This is a genomic window from Sulfidibacter corallicola, from assembly GCF_017498545.1.
GTDB classification, from domain to species: domain Bacteria; phylum Acidobacteriota; class Holophagae; order Acanthopleuribacterales; family Acanthopleuribacteraceae; genus Sulfidibacter; species Sulfidibacter corallicola.
Map to the genome: position 1 here is coordinate 9039435 of NZ_CP071793.1, position 24774 is coordinate 9064208.

Consider the following 24774-nt stretch of genomic DNA (forward strand, 5'->3'; position numbering starts at 1 on the left):
CGCCATCCTCTAGATCTTCTTCCCGGTTTCCTTCCTTCATGGGTTTCTGATTTATTTCACGGAAGCTCCGGGTGCCTACCCAGAGACCAATTTCCGCGATCGAAGCTCGGTTGACAGGTGAGACACTTCGGATGAGCAAGCGCTCCAAACGGCCGCTCTTTGATCGGTTCGGGAGAATCTCTGGGACGCCGACGATTTTTAAACGTCTGATCGAATTGCTTCGATGGGTTGATCAGGTTCCTCCCGCCAGGATGAAGCCTGAACGCAGCCAACGAGAGCGCCGCTCTCCATCATGTTGGAAAAAACTGCAAATAAAACGAATAATCCCATTGAAAATAACCACTTACCTATAGAGGTGCGACCTGGGACACACTGCGTCCCACACCACTTGCGGCCCCACCAACCTAAGACTATAATGCTAAGAATACCTATTCCTTTGGAACTTTTTCCTTAAACCGTTCTCCGCCCGAGGTGTTGCGCCGGTTTCGGCTGCCCGGGCACTATGTTATGGCGCGCTCGCGCTGGAAAAAGAGGTCGTTCTATGACCGCGTTGCAGCACAATGTTTCCGACGTCTATTGGAAATCACCCGGAAACGACATCGAGATTTTGACGCTTTCGGTTCAGGAAGAGATCTCGGAACTCTACCAAATCCAAACGCAAATCGTCAGCGACAACCCGGGCCTGGCCTTTTCGGACATGCTCTACAGCGAAGCGAAAATCGAGCTGATGTGCGGCGACGAACTCACCGACACCCGTTACTTCGGCGGCATCATCACGCGCTTCGGTCAGGCTCGCACCCGTTTCGGTCAACACGACCCCAGCGACAAGAAGACCTATGTGTACCACGTGGAAATCCATCCCAAACTCTGGCTGCTCACCCGCCAGACGCGATCGCGGGTCTACCAGCAGGTCTCGGCCGAGGACATCACCAAGGAGATCCTGGGTGAATTCGGCATCGCCAACCGCTGGACCCTCGGCGCCAGCCCCTCGATCCGCGACTATTGCGTGCAATACCAGGAAACGGATTTCGCCTTCATCTCGCGCCTGCTGGAAGAGGAAGGGATTTGCTTCTTTTTCGACCAGGAACGCGGCGAAGTGCTGTTCACCAACAAGATGTCCGGCCATCCCGGCTGTAAACCCACGGCCCAGGCCCGCTACGACGAGGACACGTCGCCACACATGAAGTTCGGCAAGGACGAGTGCATCACGGATTTCACCTACGAACAAACCGTTAGCACCGGCTGCTTCGAGGTCCAACACTATAATTATGAAACCGCGCAGCTCGACCTGAAGGTGAAGCAAAAGGACAAGAGGAAACCGCTCTACACGAACCTGGAGCACTACGACCACACGCGCAACTATCGCGACAGCGGCGAGGGCAAGACCTACGCGACCCTCGCCAAGGAAGAATCGGCCGCCACCGCCCGCCGCGCCCACGGCAGCGCCAACTGTCGCTCCTTCGCGGCCGGCCACACGATCACGATCACCGATCACTTCCACGACGACTTCAACGCCAAGTGGCTGCTCACGTCCTGCTCGATCAGCCTGGAACAGGGCCAATACGCCTGTGCGTTCACGGCCATGCCCTGCGACATCCCCTTCCGGCCGCCGCGCAAGACACCCTGGCCGCGCGTCTACGGCACCCAAACCGCCGTCGTCACCGGCCCCTCGGGCTCCAAGGTCTACCTGGACCAGCTCGGTCGCTGCAAATTGCAGTTCCACTGGGATCGCGAGGGCCAGAAGAACGATCGCTCGTCCATGTGGGTGCGCGTCTCCAACGGCTACGCCGGCCCCGACTACGGCATTCAGTGGATTCCGCGGGTCGGTCACGAGGTCATCGTCACCTTCCTCGAAGGCAACCCCGATCTCCCCCTGGTCACCGGCCGCGTGTACCACGACGCCAACCCGCCGCCCCTGGGCCCGTCCAACAAGTGGCAGAACATCATCAAGACCATCAAGGACAACCACATCATGTTCGACGACAAGGACGGCGCCGAATTGATCGACGTGCGGGCCCATCGCGACATGAACACCCTCGTGGAAGCCAACGACACCCAGACCGTCGGCGATAACCGCACCATCTCCGTCGGCAAGAACCACAAGGAGACGATCGGCAAGGACATGATCATCACGGTCGAAGGCAACCTGCAGGAGAAGGTGGTCAAGGATTACCAGGAAACGGTGACGGAAAACTACAAGATCTCGGTCGGCAAGAAAATGGAGACGACGGTCGGTTCGGACTACAACCTGAACGTGGGCAAGAACCAGACGGTCGTCATCCAGAAGGACGCCAACCTGGAAGTGAAGAAGAACCTGACCGCGACCATTGAGAAGGACATCTCGATCAGCGGGAAAAAGAACTACACCATGGACATCAAGGACAAAGCGGTCGTCTCGGTGGGCAAGGACATTACGGTTACGGGCAAGAAAAAAGCAACCATCGACATCGCCGACCAACTCACCGTCAAGGTGGGCTCGGCCAAGATGGTGATGAAAAAGAACGGGGACATCCAAATCACGGGAAAGAAGATCACGGTCAAAGGATCCGGCGACGTGGTGATCAAGGGCTCGAAAATCGGCATGAATTGAGGGCTTCCGGGCTCGTGAATCGGGGTCATATGTATCGCATTCGAAATCAATCGACCGCCGGCGGCGGATCGCACCTGGCCAGGCATGGGGCCAAGCGGCGAAAGGGGTGCCGATGAAACTGGTCAACCACACCCCGTTTGCGGCGGAGCGCACGGTCTACCAGGATCCGGAAGGTCGCGATCAACTGTTGGTGCTGCTCAAGGCCACCTTCGACGTGGGCGAGGACGGCACCTTGGGTCCCGCCGAGGAGCAACCGCCCCCGCGGTCGAGCGACACGTACCGCGACGAGGTGGGTACCTCCAGCATCCTCTGGGAAAACGAGATGGGCCCCGCCAAGCCGGCCACCGACATCGTCATGGTGGGCACGGCCCAAGCGCCGGGCGGCCGGGCCGTCAGCCAGTTGGGCGTCAGCTTGAAGGTCGGCGCATTGGAGAAAACGGTCATGGTGACCGGCGAGCGCATCTGGGAGGACGCACTCACCGGTGCCAAACCCTCGGCACCGCGTTTCTTCACCCAAATGCCGCTGATCTACGAGTTGGCCTACGGCGGCAAGGACGCCAGCGCCGAGCGCCAGGACCATTGGGAACGCGAGCCGCGCAACCCGGTAGGCCGCGGCTTTCGGGCCAAACGCTCGGCCCAACCGATCGAGGGCACGCCGCTACCCTGCATCGAAGATCCCAGCGCGATGGTTCGCCGCATCAGCGACCGCCCGGCACCGGCCGGCTTCGGCTTCCTGGCCCGCGATTGGCAACCGCGCCTGAGTTTCGCGGGAACCTACGACGAGGCCTGGCAGACCGAGCGTGCGCCCCTGCTGCCCCGCGATTTCGACCCGCGTTTCCACAATGCCGCCCATCCGGACCTGATCGCGCCGGGCCATCTGCGCGGCGTCGAACCGGTCGAGGCGATCCACGTCTCGGAATCCGGCCACCCCTGGCGCTTCGCCCTGCCCGGTTTGCGCGTGGGTGCGCGCGTCAAGATCGGCCACGTCGAAGAACAACTGATTCCACCCTTGGATACCGTGATCATCGATGCCGACAACCGCCAGGTCACCCAGATTTGGCGGGGTGTCCACGACGTCCACGACCGTCTGTTCCACGTCAAGGAAATCCAGATCGAAACGACCTGAGTCGGAGCCAGCATGAGCAGTACAGTGACGATCCACCATCTGAGATCCACCGATCCGGCCCGACAGGTCTGCGTCAGCGGCATCGGCCTCCTGACCCCGATCGGGTTGCATGCGCCGCAGTGTTTCGCCTCGATGCGCGCCGGGATCGCACGATTCGAAGAAACGGAGAATTACTACTGCCAGGCCTCGGACGAAGAACTCGCCGAATCGCAGCCGTTGGTGTGGTCGCGGGTGCAGACGCTGGCCGCCGAACCGGGTCCGCAACGGATCGCCGCGCTGGCCGCCGAAGCCGTCTCGGACTTGCTGGACCGCACGCCCCTACGCCGTCGCGATCTGGACCGATTGGCGTGCATCCCCGTGCTCCCACGTCCCCTGGGGCGCGATCTGCTGCAGGACATCGAAGCCCGGACCGGCATCGCGATGCGCCCCGGTTCCGGTGCGATTCACGAAACCGAGGCCGGGTTTCCCCTGGCGGTGGAACAGGCCTGTACGGCCATTCTGGAAGGCGCGATCGATGCCTGTGTGGTCGTTGCAGCCGATTCGTTTCTCGAATCCGGCCTGCTGGACCAGCTCGATGCGAGCGGCCATTTGAAATCGGCGCGCAACCTGGACGGGTTCATTCCCGGCGAGGGTGCGGCGGCGATCATGCTGGAGACCCGGGCCCGAGCCGAAGCGCGCATGACCGGCGCGATGGCCGTCATCGAAGCGGTGGCCTCCGGGCTGGAACCGGAGCCGCCCGGCTCACCGAACCCGACCTCGGGCGACGGACTGGTCGAGATCCTGAACCAGTTGAACGAAGAGTTGGAGGACCTGGCCCTGCCGGAATGGGCGATCGTCACCCTGAACGGCACCTCCCGCCCGGCGCGCGAATGGGGCGCGGTGCTCAGCCGCATGCTGCCCAGCCTTCAGTTGGGCGAAATCTGGTATCCGACCGAAAGCCTCGGTCACTGCGGCGTGGCCGCGGCGGCGATCGGATTCGCGCTGGCCGCCTACGCCATGCGGGAAAAGCAGGCGCCCCACCCCTCCGGCCTCCTGGCCGCCCTGGGTTCGGATGCCCGACGCGGCGTCCTGATCTTTTCCCGAGCTCACGCGTCACCCGCCACCTAATCCCCTGTCAAGGAGTTGCATCATGCCCGTCACCGTCGGCGCCAATTTTCGAACCGTGGTCCACAAGTCCAGCAACGGCATCACCATGGCCTTTCCCGACGTGTGCCTGACGCCGGCACCACCGTCACCGCCGGTTCCGATCCCCTACCCCAACATGGCCATGTCTTCCGACAGCGCCAAGACCGCCAAAAAGGTCAAGGCCGACGGTTGCGCCATTTGCGTGGAGAGTTCGAATTTCAAGCGCAGCACCGGTGACGAGCCAGGCGTCAACAAGGGTGTGGCCTCCGGAACGGTGATGGACAAGGCTGAATTCATCACCTACTCCTTCGACGTGAAGGCGGAAGGGAAAGGCGTGTCGCGCGCCTTCGACCTGATGCTCCACAACAGCAAGAACACCCCACCCTTTCCGTTGATCCAGCCGCCGCTGATCACCATCCCGCTCTTCCCCGACCCGCCGGAAACGCCGAAAGAATGGGCGCCCGTCAAGATCGACGTCGAGTAATAAAGCTCCCAACCCTATCGCTATCTGCACCTTTCCGATGATTGAGGAACCCAATCATGGCCGTTATCAAGCAATATGTGAATCTTCCCTCGGGTGTCACCAACGTTCACGGCAATACCCGCACCCTCAAGCTCCAGCCGAACAACATCCCCAACGTGAGTGCGGGCGATCGGGTGGAGTGGTGGGTCGAGCCGATTGGCGCGAACAACACCAACGAGATCTATCTCTCGTTGACCCAACGGGCACGGGTCCGCCACGCGGAAACGGTGCGGGCGGCCTCGGGCTTTTTCGAGAACGACGTGATCCTGCCGCACGTCGGCGGCGACAAATGGGTGGTCAAGGCCGCCAAGAAGGGCGACCGTGCCAATTTCGTCAGCACCGATACCTTCGAGACCTGGCGCCGGATCTATTACACGGTCTACTACGTGGGCAACGCCTCGCTGAATTTCTTCAATTCGATCGAGGCCGATTTCGTCAACGCCTTCAAGCCGGGGTTCATCGAATTGGTCAACACCAGCAAGACCGCCTCGCTGACGGTGGTGGCCCGGGTCGACGGCACCATCGTGCGGTCGCCGGCCCTGTCCTTCCCGTTCATGGCGGGACCCCCCAACGGCATCATCAACCTGGCGCCCTCGGGGACCGGGACCCTGACCAACAAACCCTTCAACGTGGCCCTGCTGGTGGCGCCCAACATCTTCAGCACTTCGCCCCAGCCGCGCCAACAGTTGGGCGTGACCGCGGTGACGGGTTCGACGGTCTACCACCACCTGATGTACACGGATCCGGCCAACGCCACGGCCTGGATCACCCAGGGCCAGGTGCGCTGGCCCGGCAAGCCCTGGACCAACGTGATTCCGCGGTTCAGCCTACCCACCAATACCAACCACAACAGCGTGGTGCGTTGGGACTTCAATGCGGTGCCCGGCCTGACCACCCACCTCGCCACGGCCGGCAACACCTTCGACATGCGCTGGACCGTGGTCAAGGAACACCGCATCATGGGGTACAGCTTCTGCAATTTCTGTCTGGTTCGCACCATCGACGGCACGACCGAGGTCCTGCAGACCTTCACCCACGAGGTCGGCCATGGCGTGGGCATGGCCGTGCAGAAGGAATCGCGCTGGAATGCGGCGGGCGCTTCGCTGTCGGACGAGCACAACCCCAACTGGCACACCGATGTCTACGGCGGCCGCGGGAATCACTGTAGTACCAACGCCGTATTGGGACCGGGTCCCCCGGGGCTCACCTCCGGCCAAGCCTACCGCTACGGCGGCGCGGGCAAGCTGTGCACCATGTTCTACCGCGGCGACGCGAACGTGGAAGCCAAGGGCAAGTTCTGCACGAGCCATTGCGAGCCGCGCATGAAACGCGTCAAACTGGACACCGCAACCATGAACTCCCGGTTCTGGAACTATTTCGGATAGGACGTCACCATGTGGTTTGAAGAGCCCCTGATATTCGATTACAACGAGATGCCCACCTCGCCGAAGTTCGAGCCCGGCAAGGACCTGATTCGGCTTTCGGCCTCGCGCATCACCTACAGCGACGGTGTGGCGCGGTTCGACGTCCACTTGACCGCGATGCTGCCCGGCCACATCGCCGATCGCTACCACACCTTGGCCGAAGCCTTCGTCCTGGTCCTCAGCGATCCGGCCCAGCGCCGCAGCCTCACCTGCCGCACGGTCAACGACTTCGTGCGCTACCCGCCGGGAACACAACCGGACCACAACCTGCGCGCCGAACCCCCATTTCCGCCCCACCCGCTGGACGAAAAGCCCCAGGGCGGGTTCCAGGGTTGTTGGATCAACACCACCCTTTCCTGCCGGACCCCCTACCCCACCCGCTCGCCGAGCCTCTTCGTTCACGCGGTGCTGGAATTGGCGACCTCCAACGTGGTGGGCCTCGACCTGGTGGGTTTGCAACCGGTCATTTACTAAGTGCCAAGGAATCGATTATGTACGGCAACACCATCGAACTCGGACGTCAGTCGGCCTCGCCCGTGCTCAGTAAACCGGGCCTGGCGATCGCGCTTCCCAACAACCCCTTCCGCCGCACCGGCGGGCCACGCCCCATCCTTTACGGATGCCTGCGCGAGCCCAAGGCGACGGCACCTCCGCAACGGCGCAAGCTGCTCGACGGCCTGTTCCTGACGGCGGTGGAGATCCAAGACCAAAGCCCCAGCAGCCGCAACCTGTTCGAGCGCAAGGCGGTATTCGACGACGACATCCAGGATTACGGCACCGATTGGGGCGCCTGGTTCCACCTGGACCTGCAGGAATGGCTGCAAATCGCGGCGCCCACCTATGCCTTCATGCTGCATGCCTCGTCGCGGCAGTTCGTGTCCAACGTGATCTACGTCCGTTTCGAAGCCTGAATCTACCGAGGAATTGCATGCCATTGGACATCGTGTACTCCATCATCGTGGTGAGCTGCGAGAACCTGAACCTGACGGTGCGTTGCCTTGAATCGCTGCGCGCCACCCTGCCTTTCGAGGGCACCGAAATCCTGATGGTGGACAACGGATCCCACGACGGGACGCGCGGGTACCTGAAGGAAATGGCGGAGCGGGACACGCGCATCCGGGTCATGCCGCGGGTGAACAACGACGGCTGGTGTGTGGCCGCCAACCAGGGACTCGCCGCCGCACGAGGCCGCTACCTGGTTTTGCTGAACAACGACGTGATGGTGTCGGAGGGGTGGCTGGGCGGCCTGCGGGCCTGCATGGACCAGGCGCCCGACGTCGTCGGCAGCCTGGGTCCGGTGGGCCTGGCCGGGCCCCTGAGCAACTCGGTCGGCGGACTGCAGGCGGTCGAGGGTCCCAACCACCCGGATGCGGCAACGCTGAACGCCCACGCGGCCGAGTTCCGACGACAAAACGAACGGCGATGGGAGCGGGCCTGGTTCCTCTCGGGTTTCTGCCTCATGTTCGCGCGGGCCTGCTACGAAGACATCGGCGGATTGGACGAGCGTTTCAGTCCGGGCGGCTTCGACGACAACGATCTGGTCCTGCGTGCCGAAGAGGCGGGCTGGTCCTGCGTGGTGGCCGGTGACGTGTACGTGCACCACGAGGGCGGCGCCACCTTCCGCCGGACACACCCGGAGATGCGTTTCGGCCTCCGCAACCGAGCCCGGTTCTCGGAAAAGTGGCGCGAGGCCAGGTCCGGCAGGCGCAAGCTGGTGGCCGCCTACCGCATCAAGGACGCACGCGACACCATCGAGGAGAGCCTGAACGCCACCGCCCGCTTCGCCGACCACATCGTGGTGCTCGACGACGGCTCCACCGACGGCACCGGCGACATGGTGCGGAACCACCCGGCGGTCACGCGGTACGTCTTCCAGGATCTGCCGTTCGACGAACGCAGGGACCGCAACAAGATCCTCGAGATGGCCGGCGAACTGAATCCCGACTGGGTGATCTCGATCGACGCCGACGAAGTGTTCGAGATGAATCGCGACCGCGCCCAGAGATTGATGCACCTGAACAACCCGCACATCAAGGTCTTGGGTTTCCACTGGTACACCTTCTGGGAACCGGAACATACCTGGTTCCGCGCCGACGGGATCTTCGGCTCGATGTGCGGGTACCGCATGTACCGCTGGCATCCCCATCAACGCATCGTGGACGGCACCGAGGAGGGCCTGCACTGCGGCAACATTCCGCAATTTTCGGAGGGCGCCCGCCACTACACCGACATCCGGGTGCGTCATCTCGGCTACGACCGCGAAGACCTGCGCCGCGCCAAGTACGATTTCTACCGCCGCATGGACAAGAACCCGCGCGCCGAATTGGTGGGCAACACGACCTACGACCACCTGATCAGCCCGACCATCATGCTGCGCCGCTACCAGAAGCGGCACGGCCTGGCCCTCTGCATGATCACCAAGAACGAGGACGAACGCCTGGAAGCCTTTCTCGACGAGTGGCAGCCGTTTGTCGACGAAATCTGCCTGGTGGATACCGGCAGCACCGACGACACCCTGGAGATCGCGCGCCATTTCACGGACAAGATCGAGCGATTCTCGATGCGGGGGCTGCAGTTGGACGAGGCCCGCAACCGAGCGAACGCGATGGCCGACATGCCCTGGATCCTGTCGATGGATCCGGACGAAACCATCGACCGCGGGCAGTTGCCGTTGCTCCATCGCCTGCTGGACAACCCCGAGCCGCACGCCTACTCGTTCGAGGTCGCCAATCACCAGAAGGACGATCCGCCGGTTCACACCCTCGCCGTGCGCCTGTTCCGCAACCAACCGGAAATCCATTATTCGCGTCCGGTCCACGAAACGGTGGAGCAGTCGCTCTACCGCATTCCCGACGTGCAGATCCTGCCGAGCGGCATTCAGATCCAACACTTCGGCTTCCTGAAGAGCGACCAACAGGTACAGTCCAAGATCGAAGCCTATTACCAGACGAACAAGCAATACCGCGAGACCTTTCCGGAAGATCCGCTGCCCTGGTTCAACGAGGCGCTCCACTTCCTCAACGAAGGCGATGTGCGCAAGGCCGGAGCCTTTTTCGAGCAAGCCCTGGCGCTGGATCCCCAGTTCCTGTCGCCCTATGCGCAATTGGCCTACATTCACCAGGAACGCGCGCTGATCCTGTGGGAGAATCTACTGAAACACGCGCCGCCCACCCATCCGATTCGCGAGCAGGCCAACCAAACGCTGCATGGCTTGATGGCGATGACGCCGCCGCGACCGGTGGTCGGTGAGGCGCGTGGACGTGAGACGACAAACCAAGCGCAGACCGGCCCGATCGGCCGCGGCGCTTCGAAACCCGATCCTGGAGAGCAGTCACCGTGATCGATGTGGACACCTTCAATCGGCAGTTGTACGAGGAGCACTTGGAGGAAGCCAGCTTCCTCTACGAGCAGCGCGTCCACGGCCTCGACGACCTGGAATTGACCTGGCTGGACCTGGCCGCGTACGAATCCCGTCGCGACGCCCACCTGGCCGGCCTGATCTGTGGGGGTCCCCACGCTCTGGCCATTTGCCGCGAAGCCGGGCTTGCCGGCGATCCCGGCGAACTGTTCTGTGCCGTCTACGTCCATTGTCGGCAGGCCGACATCATGCCGCTGCTGGAATTCCTGCACGAATTCGAACCCAGCGATCCGGAGCACATTCGCGCCCTGGTGGAAGCGCTGGTCCTGGCCTGTCCCCAAGTCTGGTACAAGGACCTGCTCTACTTCGCCAAGGACCAGGTCCCGATCTACCGACCGGTCGTCCTGCGGCTGCTGGCCTGGTACCGCAACCGCCTCGCACTCACCCTGCTCGACGAGTACGCAACTTCGGCCGACGGCCTGGGCAGCGCCTTCCCCTGGGCCTGCGGCCGCATCAACGCGCGGCACCAGGTCTCCGAACTGCGGCGCATCCTGGAAGCCGAGGACAAGAACACGGATCTGCGCGAAACGGCATTGGCGCTACTGCGCCTGGGCGACACGGAATTGGCGCCTTTCCTCGCCAAGCGCGCCCGCAAGCCTTGGACCCGCCTGGCGTTGGGCCTGTGCGGCGGTCCCGGTCACTGCAACAAGCTGATGAACGCCACGCCCACCTCTTCTTCCACCCTGCTGGGGTTGGGCCTGCTGGGCGACGTTTCGGGTATCCCACCGCTGTTGGGCTACCTCCGTCGCACCGAGGTGGCACCCATCGCCGCTCGCGCCTTGGAACTGATCACCGGCGCCACCCTGTTCGAGCGCGCCTGGGTCCCGGAGGAACCGGACGAGGACGTGCTCTCCCCCGCGGAGCTGGAAGCCTGGCGCGACGGCAAGCCGGTACTCAATCCCAACGGCAATCCGGCCGGCGAGTACGTCGACCGCATCAGCCAGGACATCAACACCTGGTTGGCCTGGTGGCGCAAGAACGAGGAGGCCTTCGAGCGCGGCAAACGCTACCGGCGCGGCAAGTTGATCACGCCGAAGCTCTTGCTGGACGGTATGGCCGATCCACACACGCCCAACATGCTTCGCGATCTGGCGCACCACGAGCTCTTGATCCGCTACGGATGCGACGTGCCGTTCGAGCTGGAAATGCCGGTGGCCCAGCAACAGCGGGCGATCGAGCAGATCGCCGAGTGGGTGGCCCACAACGACGATCGTTTCAAGCCCGGCGCCTGGTACAGCCACGGTTTTCTGGTGTAGTGACCAAGCTCTGGCCGGACACCAGGTCTGGTGTCGGGAGTGCCCGGGCTCATCCGCTTCATTGTTGCCTTTATCATCGATCAAGTTGCGAACAACAACCGGTTCCCGGTCAGGGCGAAGGCATTCTTGCAACAAGTTTCTGGCAAGGCAATTCTTGTTGTGAGCGTGTGCAGAGGAGTCACCGGAATGAATACCAAGACCTCCATACCCCAAGTACCGGTCGGAAAGATCAAAAGCTTCGGTGCGTTTGGACCCAAATACGAAATTGGTAGACCGATACGTCAATTAGAGGACGGCGATTGGATGATTTCCGTGGTGTTGGTCGAGACAGGTGAAGAAGTGGAGTATCGATTAGCTCGTCTCAACAATGACCCTGAGGCGCGTTGATGTACGCAATCGCATTCGATCTAGTGGTTGCAAGCACCGAGCAACACCATCCCCGATGGCGTATCGCAGGCCTACGCCGACATCGGTTCCGTGTTAAATGAACATGGTTTTCGACGTGTGCAAGGCAGCCTTTACGTAACAGAAAACGAAGACATGGCCAACCTTTTCCTGGCCATGCAGTGCTTGCGAGGCCTCGAATGGTTTCCGAATTCAGTCCGCGACATTCGTGCCTTCCGTATCGAGCAGTGGTCCGATTTTACGACAGTCGTCAAATCATGATGAATTGATAGGCGATGTTCAGTTTTTAACGCGGCGCGGGCCGATCCCGGATAAAATGGGCGTCATGCTCATCTATTGTTGGTTGCTGCTGGCGCTCCATCCTTCGATCGCCAGCGATGAAGAAATCGTTTTTTTCCCGAGCCTGGCCAAACAGTCCGCCGAAGGCACCTGGCAAGCGCAGGTTCACGGCTGGATTTTCGAGCCGGAGTTCGATTCCAGGACCCGTCGGGCCCTGGCGGCTTCCCTGCGCAAAGCCCTCGGAGACCTGACCGACTCGGAAGCCCGTCTGTTCGAGGAACGCATGCGCTGGTTTCTCGTCGATAACGAACGGGGCAAGCGGATCACCATTCTACTGGGCGAACATCAATTCACCTTGGACAAGTCCGATGCGTCGGGCCACTTTCACGGCGAGATGACATTGCCCGAAAAAAGCCCCGACTCCTTCGCGGCGGTGACCTCTCCCCGCGATACGCGCCTGTTCCGCGGTCGCCTGCATCGGGTGTCCGACGGCGGTTGGGCCGTCGTTTCGGATATCGACGACACGATCAAGATCAGCGGCGTTCTGGATAAACGCGAATTGTTGATCAACACCTTTTGCCGTCCTTTCGCGCCGACACCCGGACTCGCCGAGATCTACCGGCAATGGGCGGCACGCGACGCATCCTTTTTTTATGTGTCGGCGAGCCCATGGCAGCTCTATCCCGACTTGGCCGAATTCATCCGCTCGAATCGCTTCCCCCTCGGAGTGTTTTTCCTCCGACCTCTGCGCGTCAAGGATCGAACCTTTTATCATTTCCTATTCGAGGACAAGATCGCCTACAAACGCGAACGCATTCTGAACCTCTACCGCGATTTTCCCACCAAGAAGTTCCTGCTGGTGGGCGATTCGGGCGAGAAGGATCCCGAAGTGTACGGCGAGATCGCCGCTCGGTATCCCAAACGGACCCTGGCGATCCTCATCCGTCAGGTGCGGGAAAAACCCGACCCCGACCGCTTGTCGGATCTGGCAAAGCGGGTCGCGCCGATTCCGGTGGTGGTGTTCCGCGAGCACGAGGAACTGGCCGGGTTCGATCCGTTGCAAAGCACGCCATCGAAAGATTAAGAAGAGACGACCATAATTTGACCAGCCTGTCCCCTACAGGCGGCTCGATGTCTCTCTCCAAGATGCGGGCAACTTCCGCCGGTACACCGATGCTCGGCTCCGCGATCTCCGCGACCTCTCTTGAATCATGGTGGTGCGTTCAACCTGAGCAGGGTCTTGCCGTCGTCAAATCTTGATCAGGAAGACAGGAATGATCGAAACCAGGAAAAGCAGGACCATAATGTGACACCAAATGCGGATCCTATCCTGGTTTTCGATGTTCATGCGTTCCTGCTAAATTTTTCGGATGAACGACCCATCGCCTTTCGCCAGAAACAAGGTGGTCTGTTTCTTTCTCGAAATCGAGCTGGGTATGCCCTCTGGTGCGTGGCTCTCTTGAAACGAATCTGTCTGGAGTGCCCTAAAGTCGAGAGATTCGTCGTGCCCGGTTGGTTCAGCGGGCGGTAAGCCCGCCGGCTGAACTCGCCGAAGTGATCCACGCGAGGAGTTCCCGCATGCTTTAAGGGTCGGCGCGGCAGTAGGTTGGCCGGCCCGGCCGACACTTCGAAGCGATCAAGGCCTCGAAAGATCGAGTCGTAAAAGAGCGAAGCAGATAAGTCGGGCCTTCGATCTCTCGATGGCGCAAAATATTTCTGCCAAGTCGCTTCGATTGGTTGAGCAAGCTGCTCAACCTACAGATTTTGCGTCACTTACGAGCATGTGAGTTCCTCGGATCGGCTCGCTTCGCGTTGTTTCTTTCTCGAAATCAAGCTGGGCGTCCGCCCCGTTTGTTCGTGGCTCTTATGTAACAAACTCTGTAAAAAGCTCGAAGATAAGGACAAAAACCTAAAAAGGCGGATGTGCGGGGAGTTCGTCGAAAAATGTCGGCCCGGCGCCCTGGGCGGGTACGGCCGGTATGGCCCGGCACCTACTGCAACGACGCCCCTCTCACAAATGCGGGAACTCCCAAACGATTCGCTTCGATTAGTTACCCACCTGAAACCCGGTGGCCGGTGTGCCGGTGGTTCGGCATTCCGACCATCGGCAATCCGTGGTCCGGCATTCCGGCCCCCGGCCTGGGCGGCGACTCAGTGGTGGAAATCCTGAGACCTTCACCCCGAAGGCAGGCTAGGCTTCGGATGCACCGCCACCCTTCAAAAAATCGGTGACCCGCGCCACGATCTCCGGGTCGCGCAATACTCGATGGTGACCCAACCCGCTGGTTTCCCAGTAGGTTCCATTTTCCCAACTGGAGGCCACCGCGCGCCCTTCCCGAACGCTGACCCAATGGTCGTCGCGGTCGTGGACGACCAAACCATCGGGATTCATGGCTTCGAGATTGGCGGTCACCGACATGGCCCGCCAAATATCGCCGACCTGACCGACCTTGGCTTCGGCGATGCGCTTCCAATGGGGCACCACGGGCTCCGGCACGCCCAAACCCACCTGGAAACTGCGAATGGCGAACTCCAATCCGCGTGCGGGGGCCAGGAGCACGAGCTTCTCGATCGAGACGCCGCAGCGCAGGGCGTAGGTGGCCGGTGCGCAGCCGAAGGAGTGGGCGATCATGGCGTGGAACGGACCTTCCTGGCGCTGGATCGTTTCGATCACCCGGGCGAACGCTTCGCCGTGCGTCTGCTTGCCGGCCGAATCGCCGTGGGCCGGCGCGTCGAAGGCCAACACCCGAAAACCGGCTTCCACCAGCGGCTCCGCGAATGCCGCCATTTGCGTGCCGCGCCCCTGCCAACCGTGAACCAGCAGAACCAGGGGGCCGGTCCCGCCCCATCCGTAGAGTTGAACCGTACCGTCGCGCCACACCAGCGTCTCGCGCCGCTGCGCCGCCTCCAGCCAGGCCTGTTCACGGGCCGGACGGGCCGCCTTTCCCGGGGTGAACCAAAGACGCGAAACCAAGGGCGCCAACGTTCGCGGGGCCAACTTTCCGGCAAAACCCAAGGTCGCCCTCATCCAGGGCGGAGCCATGGGGCCGGCATAGGTGAACGCCGAATCCTTCATGGAGGCGACTTCTTCGTCGGACAAGGGCACGATTCTCGGGTTCAACGCCGATTTGGGGACCTGCCGAATGGGTGATGACGTATCGGGAACGGCGGAAGCGATCGAAACCTGCTGAGCCATAAACGGCCTCCTCGAAAAAAGGCGGGCGCCGATACCGGCAAACCCGCGAGACTGGATGTGACCGTCGAATAAAGACGCCCAATAACACCTTAATGCCGGCATGAACGCATAGCCAGATCAAATCCAGCAATGACTCCATGCGAATTTGCATTGCCAAGCGAATCGATCGCGGATAGGATGGATCTGACGTTCCTTTTCACACTTCTGCACGGAGGATTCCCACGTGTTCCAATGGGATGACTTGCGCTACTTTCTGACCGTGGCCCGATCCAAATCGATTGCCGAGGCGGCCCGCAAACTTCGCGTCAACCAATCCACGGTGAGTCGCCGCCTGGCGGCACTGGAATCGGACCTGGACGTGCGTTTGTGCACGCGCGACACGCGAGGCCTATCGCTCACCAGCGCGGGCGAGCACCTGCTGGGCCTGGCCGAAGAAATGGAACGCACCGCCCTGAGCATCACACGCACCCTGGAGGGCGCCAATACCGAGGCCGCCGGAACCGTCGTGGTCGCCACGATCGAGGAAATCGCCACCTGGTACATCGCGCCCTTGCTCCCGGAATTCTATCGGGACTTCCCCAAAATCCGAATCGACCTACGCAGCAGTCCCTACCTGGTCAACCTCAGCCGCGGCGAGGCCGATGTGGCCATTCGGCTGGTGCGACCGCATCAGTCGGACCTGGTGGCGCGCAAATTGGGAGGTTTCGGTTACGGGGTCTACGTCTCCGAGGCCTATCACGCCAAGCTCACCGAGGAGCAGAAAACCGATCCCTACGCGGTAGAGTGGATCGTGCCCGACCTGATGTTCCCGAACTTACCCGAATCCAATTGGTTCCACGAGCGCCACCCCAACCTGGAGGCCATCCTGCGCTGCAACGGGTTCAAACCCCTGATCGCGGCCGTCAAAGCGGGCCTCGGTGCGGGCCTGCTGCCGCGACCGACGGCCCGCCACATCAAACACCTGGTGCGACTGCCGATCGATACCGGCGACATCTACCGCGAAGTATGGCTCGTGGCCCATCAGGAGCGCCGCAAATCGGCGGCCGTTCAGGCGGTCATGAACTTTTTGGCCGAATCCACGAGCCGTCCCCTGATCTCCGAGGATGAAGAGGCCTGATTGCGGTGCGCCCGAATCGCGGATGCGACGACCTCGCCCTGAGTCTCGACCTTTGCGCTCAATAAGTGATCTGCATCACGCTTTTTCCTGAACACTCCTTCAGTCAATCAACCGAGACCGAACGCGATGGATTTTCGTGCTAGAAAAGCCATGCGTACTTAATTCATCTATTTTCCTAATTCAGCACTTTTTCTTATTTTATTAGGTTATTTTGTCAAACAACTGAATTTCGAATGATCCAACCAAAGCCATCCTTCGAGGTGGCCTTCCCTACGTTTTTTACAAAAACCCTTATCTCGCACCATTTTATCTCCACTACCCGAGGCATCCGATGAATCACGACATTACGGGCCATCTCGATCGATGGTCCCAAGGTGACCCCGCTGCCCTCAACGAACTTTTCCAGATGGTCTATCACCATCTCAAACACCTGGCCGAGTCCTGCTTTCGCCGCGAGCAACATCAGGTCACGCTCCAGCCCACCATCGTCCTTCACGAACTCTACCTGCGGCTCGCCAAGGGCAGCCCATTGGCGTTCGAGCACCGCGAACAGTTCTTCGGCTTCGCTTCGCGCATCATGCGGCAAGTCCTGGTCGACCACGCCCGCGCCAGGAAACGCGTCAAGCGCGGCAGCGGCATCGTCTTCAATCCCCTGGAAGAAGATCAAGTCGGCCAGAAGGCCATCGATTACGAAACCCTGTTGGCCTTCGACCAGGCACTGAACAAATTGACCCAAATCGATCCGGACAAGTCGCAAATCTTGGAGATGTGGTACTTCGGCGGTATGTCGAGCACGGAAATCGCCCAAGTTCAGAATATCTCGCGGGCAACCGCCAAGCGCCAGATTCGTGCGGCCAAGTTGTGGATATTGAGCCACCTCCCCCAATCGCCCAGATCATTGGCCCTGTAATGTACTGCAATCGGCGCCTGGAAATGGAGGCCGACGAGGTGAAGGATTCGCATGATGCCTCCGTCGGCCCCCTTTTCGGTGGGTGACGGAAAAATGCTCCTGGATCCGCTCGATCGGGTACTTGCCCCGGTATCCGAGGTACGCCAGGATGGTCGCCACTTCGTGTGCGAATCCCATCCCTCGCCGTCGTCTCGACCAGCCCTTTTCTGGCGAGCCCGATCAGCGCAGAGGCACGCGGGCCACGGTCCCGCTCCCGCCCCCGATCTGGAGCGAATCTGGACGCTCGCCCTTCTTGAATTCGAAAACCACCAGGCCATCCGCTGACTTTTCCGGCTTCAATTTCTGCGAGGTGATCCTGCCGCGCGCGCCCCGCATCTTCAGCGACGTATTGTAGCGATTGCCGTTGCGGGTATACATCGAGAATCCAAAGGCATCCAACCGATAGCTGCGATCGGCGCGGTTGGTGACCTCCACGTCGACGACCATGAACTGAAACCCTTTGCGCGGCGTCGTGGTGAAAATCCACCCCTTGAGCGAATCCTCCACCTTGAAACTGCGCACCGTCAGAAGCACCTGGTCCCGGAACGTCGTGTTCTCCAGCTTTTCGAACTGGCCGAACCGCTCCTTTTTGAGGCGCAGGGACGTTTCGATGTGGAAGCCGATTCCCACCAAAGCCAGAAGGGCGACGAGCAGAACGGCACGGGTGCTCACCATCCGCATCGCCCGCGCAAATTGAAAGTGATCGAGCTGGGTACCCGCCGCCTCGAATTGCGGCAGATCCTTGGGCTGAATGTTGCGGCTCTTGCTGTCTTGTTTCCAGATGGGCTGCATCGATGTGTTCCTGAGGGGTGGCGATCCGGCGTTTGACTCGACGATGGTCCGAGGCGCCCGATCATGACCGATGGGGTGGCTTGGCACCATTATAAAGTGAATCCGGCGCCTCGGTGGTCCGCGCCGAGAACTTCCCCGAGGAAAAGCATGTCCCGTCGGGATTTCTGGGGACGAGCCATTGGTATTTCCACCGTAATTGGCCTAAAATAGCTGGAATTGCTTTACCTCGTCCATTCAGAGCGTGGCCCCGGCCATTTTTGGCGGCCTTACTTTCCCTTCAGGTGGCTCGAATCATGGAGAACCCTACCATCCTCAGTTGCAAGGTTGATCTCCGTGCGCTCCATGATGTCGATGTTCCCGTAAAGCTGGTTTCCAACTGGCGTTCGCTCTACGATTTACTCAAGGCCCAAATCGAGGATACCTACGCCGTCGTCATTCCCAGCACCGATCTTTCCCAGCAGGACGACGCCATCGATCGCGTGCTCACGCTCGCCGTGGAGCACGGTGTTCCGGTGATGGCCTACATCGATCCGGACAACCGCCTGCAGCACTCCGCCTACTATGGTCAACTCTCGGGCCTTTTGTGCGAACCGCTGGACAAGCCCTCGATCAAGGAATTCATCCATTATGCGCGGGAAGGACCGCGGGACCGTCCCGAAATCATCCTGGCCGTGGACGACAGCCGTACCGCGCGCGGTGTCCTGTTTCGCGAATTGGGTATGGCGGGCTTCAACATGTATTACATCAGCGACGGAACCTGTGCCCACAAGGTCGCCGCCGTCCTGAATCCCAGTGTGATCGTGACCGATCTGCTGATGCCCGGTATCGACGGTTACGAACTGTGCCGCCAACTTTCCGCATCCAGCGAGACGGCCCACATTCCGGTGGTGGTCATCACCTCGCTGGACGGCAACGAGTTGCTGCGCAAAGGCTTCTCGGCCGGGATCAAGGAATTCTTTCAAAAACCCTGGCCCAGCAAGCACCTGCTGCGTTTTATCGAGCGGCTGATCGTCGACCTGCGTTACCGCCGTTCCGAGACCGCCCTGATTCTCGAAGACAGTCCCACCATTCGGCGCCTGGTGGTGCATTACCTCAATAAACTGGGCTTCCACGTCCGCGAATTCGCCCTGGGTGTGGAACTCGTGCGCTACCTACAAAGCAACGAGGGCGACGCCGACCTGATGGTGCTCGATTGGGAGCTGCCCGATTGGGACGGCTTGGATCTGGTGACCACCATTCGCGGAAAAAAAGATTTCGCCTTTACGCCCATTCTGATGCTGACCGGACGAAACAAGGAGTCGGACATCGTGTCCGCCCTGCGCGCGGGCGCCGACGACTACATCACCAAACCCTTCAAGTTCGAGGAGTTGGCGGCCCGCATCCAAGCGCAAATGCGCATCAAGCGGCTCATCGACGAGTTGCACGAGAAGAACAAGTTGCTCGAGGAACTGGCCCTCACCGACAGTCTCACCGGCCTCTACAACCGCCGTCACTTCGATTCGCAGATCGAACTGTTCTGGGCCCACCACGAACGATCGCACAGCAGTTTTTCGCTGATGCTTCTGGATTTGGATCGGTTCAAACTGATCAACGACACCTACGGCCATTCGGTCGGCGATGCGGTGCTTCAAGCGGTCGCCTCCCTGCTCAAGGAGATCTGCCGCAAGGGCGATCTGGTGGCGCGGATCGGCGGCGAGGAATTCGCCATGATCCTGCCCGAGACATTGCAGAGCCAGGCCTGGGTGGTGGCCGAACGCTACCGCCTGGCCGTGCAGGAACACGTGTTCGAAATCGGCGACCACCAAATCGAGGTCACCGTGAGCATCGGGCTGGTCGATACCGATCGGCCGGGCGTGACCTCCGACGAAGACCTGCTCAACTTCGCCGATGCCACCCTCTACGAAGCCAAGCGCACCGGACGAAATCGCGTGGTGCTCTACGGGGAAAACCAGACCTGACGGTTCGAAAGTTGATGTGTCGCTTCGGATACATCCATACAACACCCGTCACCAAGGCAGGATTTCACATCTCCCCTATCCTTATTATGGGGAGCGGATCCAAAGGATCCAATGCCAAAATCCTGCTCCACCCGCAAAATCTGGGCGCCGCGCCGGAGGATCGTCCGCTTGGTTCCCACCGGATGAGGTCCCATACATTATTAATATGAGCGAGGGAAAACAGGCCCGATTCGACGATGCTCGCCGAACCGGGAACTGTTGCTTCATCGAAAAACTTTTCGCCAAATCCCCTCGCCGACCAGGTTCGGTTTTACAGTTTCCTGACGGAACCGCAACCGGCCATGCCGCACCTCGTCAAAAAACAAAACCCTCATTTAGGATCGGTCGACGGCTTCTCCACCTGGTCGTCCGCGGGCGGTACTTCGTCGTCGGACATTTCCTGCAACGCTTTCGAAAGGAATGTAATGACCACGGCATAAAGGATAAAGCCCCCGATGAACACCCAATCGAAGATCTCTCGGGGCAACCATCCCATAAAAAATGTCAGCGCCAAAATAGCGGCAATCACGGCCCAACCGACGGACACACCGAGGATGACTTTTCTTAACAAAGCAGGGTTCAAACTACAACTCCTTAACAAAACGAAGACATTGTCGAACGTCAAGCATTGTAGCCGGGAGTGGTGGTGGAAGAAAGTATCGTGGGCGGATAAATGGCTCTGGGAGGGGAATGTACAGGGTTTTCACGGGTTCTCCAAAGAGAATAAAGTTAGGGGTTCTTTTGGACATCAATGTAAAAAATTCCATGACGCAGCTCGGCAACTTAACATTTTTTTAACATAAGCCTCAAAGACTGCTAACATTCCAATGGCACAGTTGCCAGGCTTTGACGGTGGGCGGTCTTGTCCCTGTCCATCGAGGATCTTCGAACAAGCGCCTCGGCGTTCGGTTTTTCAGGCCGATACGCGTCCGAGGGTTCGGAAGCGACGATGAGAAATACCTGGATGTACTCCGGGATATCCCTAGCTCTTAATCTTTATTTGCCTATCTCGAGGGAATCTCCTTTGATTTGGACCCGGTATTGTGGACAAGACGGAACAGAGCCAGTTCCACACGACTCCGTCGGCGGGGTACGTATCGGTGATGGATTCGGCATCATCGACAAAAAGCAATCTGGTATGCCGAGCGAGGTCTCCGGTTGCTCGCAACGGAAGAGGTCTCGAAAAAATATGGAGAGCAAGTTTGTCCTTTCAAATTTACCAACCTAAGCCCGTGCTTGGAGGGGAGCGATGAAATTATTTAAATCCATGATTTGCGTTTTGTGCGCAGCATGGACGACGGTAGCCCTTGCCCAGGGTGTCACGACAGCGAACCTAACTGGTGATGCCGTCGATTCCAACAATCAGCCTTTGCCCGGCGTCGTGATCAACGGTGTTCACGAACCCACAGGAACTCGTTACAGCGCCGTCACTCGTGCCGATGGCCGTTACGACTTGCGCAACGTTCGCGTTGGCGGACCCTACACGATTACCGCAACCATGCCGGGTTTCAAGACCCAGCAGCGGAACAACCTTTTCCTGAAACTGGGTGAGACCCAAGAGATCAACTTCCAAATGACCGTCGACGCCGTGGAAGAAACCTTGGTCGTCGTCGCCGACACCAACGCGCTCATCAACCCTGGCCGCCAAGGTGCAGCCAGCAACGTGAGCGAAGAGGCGATCGAAAAGCTTCCCACGGTCAACCGCGCTATCTCCGATTTCGCTCGTACCAACCCCTATTTCCAAGATTACAGTGAGGGTGGCGCCAGCACGCTTTCCGTTGCCGGCCGCAACAACCGTTACAACAGCATCCTGATCGACGGCGCCGTGAACAACGACCTGTTCGGTCTGTCGGCTTCCGGCGCGCCCGGTGGCCAGGCCGAAGCCCAGCCCGTCAGCCTCGAAGCCATCCAAGAAATCCAGTTGCTTGTCAGCCCCTACGACATCCGTCAGGGCGGTTTTTCCGGCGGTGGCGTCAACGCCATCACCAAGTCCGGCACCAACGACCTGAGCGGTTCGTTGTTCCACTATTTCAAGACCGACAGCCAATTCGGTGAGTACGTACTTCCCGGCGGCGACATCGCCGAGTTCGGTGAGTACGACGAAACCCAGACCGGCTTCAGCGTCGGTGGCCCGATCATCAAAGACAAGGCCTTCTTCTTCGTGTCCGCCGAATCCCGACGCAAAGAAGTCCCCACCGGCGTCGAGATCCGTCAGGACGGCACCAGCGGCACGGGACAGAACTTCGGCTTCTTCGACGAAGCCCAAGAGTTCGTCAGCATCCTGCGCGACCAGTACGGCTACGATCCCGGCGGCCTCGACGAGATCACCCGCAACACCGACAGCGACACCATCTTCGTTCGCTTCGACTTCAACATCGGCGACGCCCACCAGTTGACCGTGCGTCACAACTACGTCGACGCCGAGAACGATCGCATCGCTCCGGACCTGTTCGCCTACAACTTCCCGGGTAACGCCCAGTTCTTCCCGAACGAAACCAATTCGACCGTCGTCCAGTTGAACAGCTCCTTCGGCGGCTTCTACAACGAATTCCGCTTGAGCTACCAAACCATCAAAGACCGTCGTACCGGCGTTGGCGATCCGTTCCCCTGGGTCGAGATCGAAAACATCGATCCGGACAACAACTTCCCCAACGACCAGTTCCCGGGCCGCATCGGCGACGAGTTCGAAGCCGGTACCGAGCGCTTCTCTACCCGCAACGCGCTGGACCAGGACATCCTGGAAATCACCAACGACCTGACCTTCTTCATGGGCGCCCACACCATCACCGTGGGTACCCACAACGAATTGTTCAGCTTCGACAACCTGTTCATCCGCGAAAACTTCGGTGCCTACCAGTTCGACACCCTCGAAGATTTCCGCAATGGCTGGGCTCGCCAGTACGACTACAGCTTCTCCGCCACCGACGATCCCCTCGAGTCCGCCAAGTTCGACGCCCAGCAGTTGGGCTTCTACGCCGGCGACCAGTGGACCGTCAGCCCCTCCCTCACCGTGACCCTGGGCCTGCGTTTGGACGTCCCCCTGTTCCCGGACGAGCCGACCAACAACCCGATCATGGATTCTTTCCAGTGGTATGAGGACAACCCCATCGCAAACCCCAACGCGCAATTGCGCACGGGCGGCCTGTCCACCACCAACACCCCCGACGGCAACCTGCTGTGGTCGCCCCGTGCCGGTTTCAACTGGGACGTCACCGGCGACGGCAGCCGTCAGTTGCGCGGTGGTCTGGGTATCTTCTCCGGCCGTACCCCGTACGTGTGGCTGTCCAACCAGTACTCCAACACCGGTATCGAGTTCACCCGCGTTCGCGCCAGTGTTCGCGGTGTCAGCGAAGACAACCACATCCCCTTCAACCCGGATCCGTTCAACCAGCCCGAATCCATCGAAGGCGTTCGCACCTTCACCAACGAGATCGATGTCATCGATCCCGACTTCGAGCTGCCGCAGGTCTTCCGCACCAACCTGGCCTACGACCACGACCTGGGCTTCTGGGGCATGGTCGCCAGTGCCGAAGTCATCTACTCCAAGAACATGAACGAAATCCTCTATCAAAACCTGAACATCGTGCCTGAGCGCAACGACGACGGTTCCATCGCCACCGCTTTCGACGGCCGTCCCATGTGGGAGCGCCAGGACAACGGCCTCAGCGATGTGATCTACCTGACCAACACCAGCGAAGGCGACCAGCTCTCGCTCAACGTCAAGCTCGAGCGCCCCTTCCGCGACGGCCTCTACTGGTTCGTGAGCTACCTCTACAACAGCTCCGAGTCCGTCAACGACGGTACCTCCAGCCAGGCCTTCTCCAACTGGCGTTTCGTGCCCAACCAGGGTAACCCCAACGAGCCCGAAACCGCCGACTCGCGCTTCGGTATCGAAGACCGCTTCACCGCTTCGGTCGCCTACGACTTCCAAGTGGCCGACAAGTTCACCCTGACCGTTTCCGGTTACTACAACGCCCAGTCCGGTCGCGCCTACTCCAACATCTTCAACGGCGACGTCAACGGTGACGGCCAGTTCAGCAACGACCTGCTGTACGTGCCCGCCTCCATGGACGAAGTCGAATGGCGTGGTCCTTCCGGCCTGAGCGAGCAGGAAATCTGGAACACCTTCGTGGAATACGTGGAAGCCGACGGCAACCTGGAGTTCGGCCAGATCGCCGAGCGTAACGCGTCTCGCGCACCTTGGATCCACCAGTTGGACATCAGCTTCGCGCTGAAAACCAGCTTCAGCCGCTACCGCGTTCAGGCCTACCTGGACATCTTCAACGTCGCCAACCTGCTCGACGACGAAGACGGTCTGCACGAGTACGTGAACTTCAACACCGTGCAGCCGATTCGCTACCGCGGCGAAAACGACGAAGGCAAGCCGATCTACGACCTGCAGATCACCAACCCCGACAACCGCTTCACCATCGACGACATCCGTTCCAGATGGCAGGGGCAGTTCGGTATTCGCTTCAGCTTCTAAGCCTGAGTCGATCTTCGAACACGGAAAGGGCCGCGGTAACGCGGCCCTTTTTTATTGTTCAGGTTTTGGCGTTTCGGATCGTCGGATTCGT

Annotated in this window: 18 protein-coding genes and 1 pseudogene; 16 read left to right on the forward strand and 3 right to left on the reverse strand. The window is 60.3% G+C overall.

The annotated features are described in order from the left end of the window. Positions 1–541 precede the first annotated feature (541 nt). The 12 genes and pseudogenes from J3U87_RS27445 (at position 542) to J3U87_RS27500 (ending at position 13230) form a co-directional block, all read left to right on the forward strand. Positions 542–2590 carry a type VI secretion system Vgr family protein gene (locus J3U87_RS27445; protein ID WP_237378981.1) on the forward strand — a complete coding sequence of 683 codons (2049 nt, stop codon included), beginning with the start codon at positions 542–544 and terminating at the stop codon, positions 2588–2590. Positions 2591–2702: 112 nt separating this feature from the next. Then, entirely contained in the window at positions 2703–3716 is a 1014-nt protein-coding gene (locus tag J3U87_RS27450; protein WP_237378982.1) for a DUF2169 family type VI secretion system accessory protein, read from the forward strand. Between the two features lie 12 nt (positions 3717–3728). After that, complete coding sequence (locus tag J3U87_RS27455) at positions 3729–4823, forward strand: beta-ketoacyl synthase N-terminal-like domain-containing protein (RefSeq protein ID WP_237378983.1); 1095 nt, start codon at positions 3729–3731, stop codon at positions 4821–4823. A 22-nt stretch (positions 4824–4845) separates the two neighbouring features. Continuing rightward, complete coding sequence (locus tag J3U87_RS27460; RefSeq protein ID WP_237378984.1) at positions 4846–5325, forward strand: DUF4150 domain-containing protein; 480 nt, start codon at positions 4846–4848, stop codon at positions 5323–5325. 56 nt (positions 5326–5381) lie between these two features. Continuing rightward, positions 5382–6749 carry a hypothetical protein gene (locus J3U87_RS27465; protein ID WP_237378985.1) on the forward strand — a complete coding sequence of 456 codons (1368 nt, stop codon included), beginning with the start codon at positions 5382–5384 and terminating at the stop codon, positions 6747–6749. A gap of 9 nt (positions 6750–6758) precedes the next feature. After that, a complete protein-coding gene (locus tag J3U87_RS27470) occupies positions 6759–7262 on the forward strand; it encodes a hypothetical protein (protein ID WP_237378986.1) in 504 nt (167 codons plus the stop codon). Positions 7263–7279: 17 nt separating this feature from the next. Continuing rightward, positions 7280–7699: a hypothetical protein gene (locus J3U87_RS27475; RefSeq protein WP_237378987.1), complete on the forward strand. Its 420-nt coding sequence runs from the start codon at positions 7280–7282 to the stop codon at positions 7697–7699. Positions 7700–7716: 17 nt separating this feature from the next. Continuing rightward, on the forward strand, positions 7717–10128 hold the full coding sequence (locus tag J3U87_RS27480) for a glycosyltransferase family 2 protein (protein ID WP_237378988.1): 2412 nt from the start codon (positions 7717–7719) through the stop codon (positions 10126–10128). Further along, complete coding sequence (locus J3U87_RS27485; protein ID WP_237378989.1) at positions 10125–11462, forward strand: hypothetical protein; 1338 nt, start codon at positions 10125–10127, stop codon at positions 11460–11462. The genes J3U87_RS27480 and J3U87_RS27485 overlap by 4 nt, the downstream gene beginning before the upstream one ends. Positions 11463–11501: 39 nt before the next feature. Beyond that, positions 11502–11849 carry a DUF5397 domain-containing protein gene (locus tag J3U87_RS27490; RefSeq protein ID WP_237378990.1) on the forward strand — a complete coding sequence of 116 codons (348 nt, stop codon included), beginning with the start codon at positions 11502–11504 and terminating at the stop codon, positions 11847–11849. Further along, positions 11849–12128: pseudogene (locus tag J3U87_RS27495) on the forward strand (virulence factor). The gene J3U87_RS27490 and the pseudogene J3U87_RS27495 overlap by 1 nt, the downstream one beginning before the upstream one ends. A 64-nt stretch (positions 12129–12192) precedes the next feature. After that, on the forward strand, positions 12193–13230 hold the full coding sequence (locus tag J3U87_RS27500) for a phosphatidate phosphatase App1 family protein (protein WP_237378991.1): 1038 nt from the start codon (positions 12193–12195) through the stop codon (positions 13228–13230). 1107 nt (positions 13231–14337) lie between these two features. On the opposite strand, the gene J3U87_RS27505 is transcribed toward J3U87_RS27500, so the two are convergent. After that, the gene (locus J3U87_RS27505) at positions 14338–15342 is read right to left on the reverse strand and encodes an alpha/beta hydrolase (RefSeq protein ID WP_237378992.1); all 1005 of its coding nucleotides are present in this window, start codon (positions 15340–15342) and stop codon (positions 14338–14340) included. A 223-nt stretch (positions 15343–15565) separates the two neighbouring features. Here J3U87_RS27505 and J3U87_RS27510 point away from each other — a divergent pair, with 223 nt between their 5' ends. Together J3U87_RS27510 and J3U87_RS27515 are read left to right on the forward strand one after the other, a co-directional pair. Continuing rightward, the gene (locus J3U87_RS27510) at positions 15566–16459 is read left to right on the forward strand and encodes a LysR family transcriptional regulator (protein ID WP_237378993.1); all 894 of its coding nucleotides are present in this window, start codon (positions 15566–15568) and stop codon (positions 16457–16459) included. Between the two features lie 331 nt (positions 16460–16790). Next, a complete protein-coding gene (locus J3U87_RS27515) occupies positions 16791–17369 on the forward strand; it encodes an ECF-type sigma factor (RefSeq protein ID WP_237378994.1) in 579 nt (192 codons plus the stop codon). 219 nt (positions 17370–17588) lie between these two features. Here J3U87_RS27515 and J3U87_RS27520 read toward each other — a convergent pair whose 3' ends face one another. Beyond that, the gene (locus tag J3U87_RS27520) at positions 17589–18200 is read right to left on the reverse strand and encodes a DUF4352 domain-containing protein (protein WP_237378995.1); all 612 of its coding nucleotides are present in this window, start codon (positions 18198–18200) and stop codon (positions 17589–17591) included. Positions 18201–18493: 293 nt separating this feature from the next. Here J3U87_RS27520 and J3U87_RS27525 point away from each other — a divergent pair, with 293 nt between their 5' ends. Next, positions 18494–20158, forward strand: a complete 1665-nt coding sequence (locus tag J3U87_RS27525; protein ID WP_237378996.1) for a diguanylate cyclase — start codon at positions 18494–18496, stop codon at positions 20156–20158. A gap of 370 nt (positions 20159–20528) precedes the next feature. Here J3U87_RS27525 and J3U87_RS27530 read toward each other — a convergent pair whose 3' ends face one another. Continuing rightward, a complete protein-coding gene (locus J3U87_RS27530) occupies positions 20529–20780 on the reverse strand; it encodes a hypothetical protein (RefSeq protein ID WP_237378997.1) in 252 nt (83 codons plus the stop codon). 666 nt (positions 20781–21446) lie between these two features. On the opposite strand from J3U87_RS27530, the gene J3U87_RS27535 reads away from it, so the two are divergent. Then, a complete protein-coding gene (locus tag J3U87_RS27535; RefSeq protein WP_237378998.1) occupies positions 21447–24683 on the forward strand; it encodes a TonB-dependent receptor in 3237 nt (1078 codons plus the stop codon). The last annotated feature ends 91 nt before the right edge of the window (positions 24684–24774 follow it).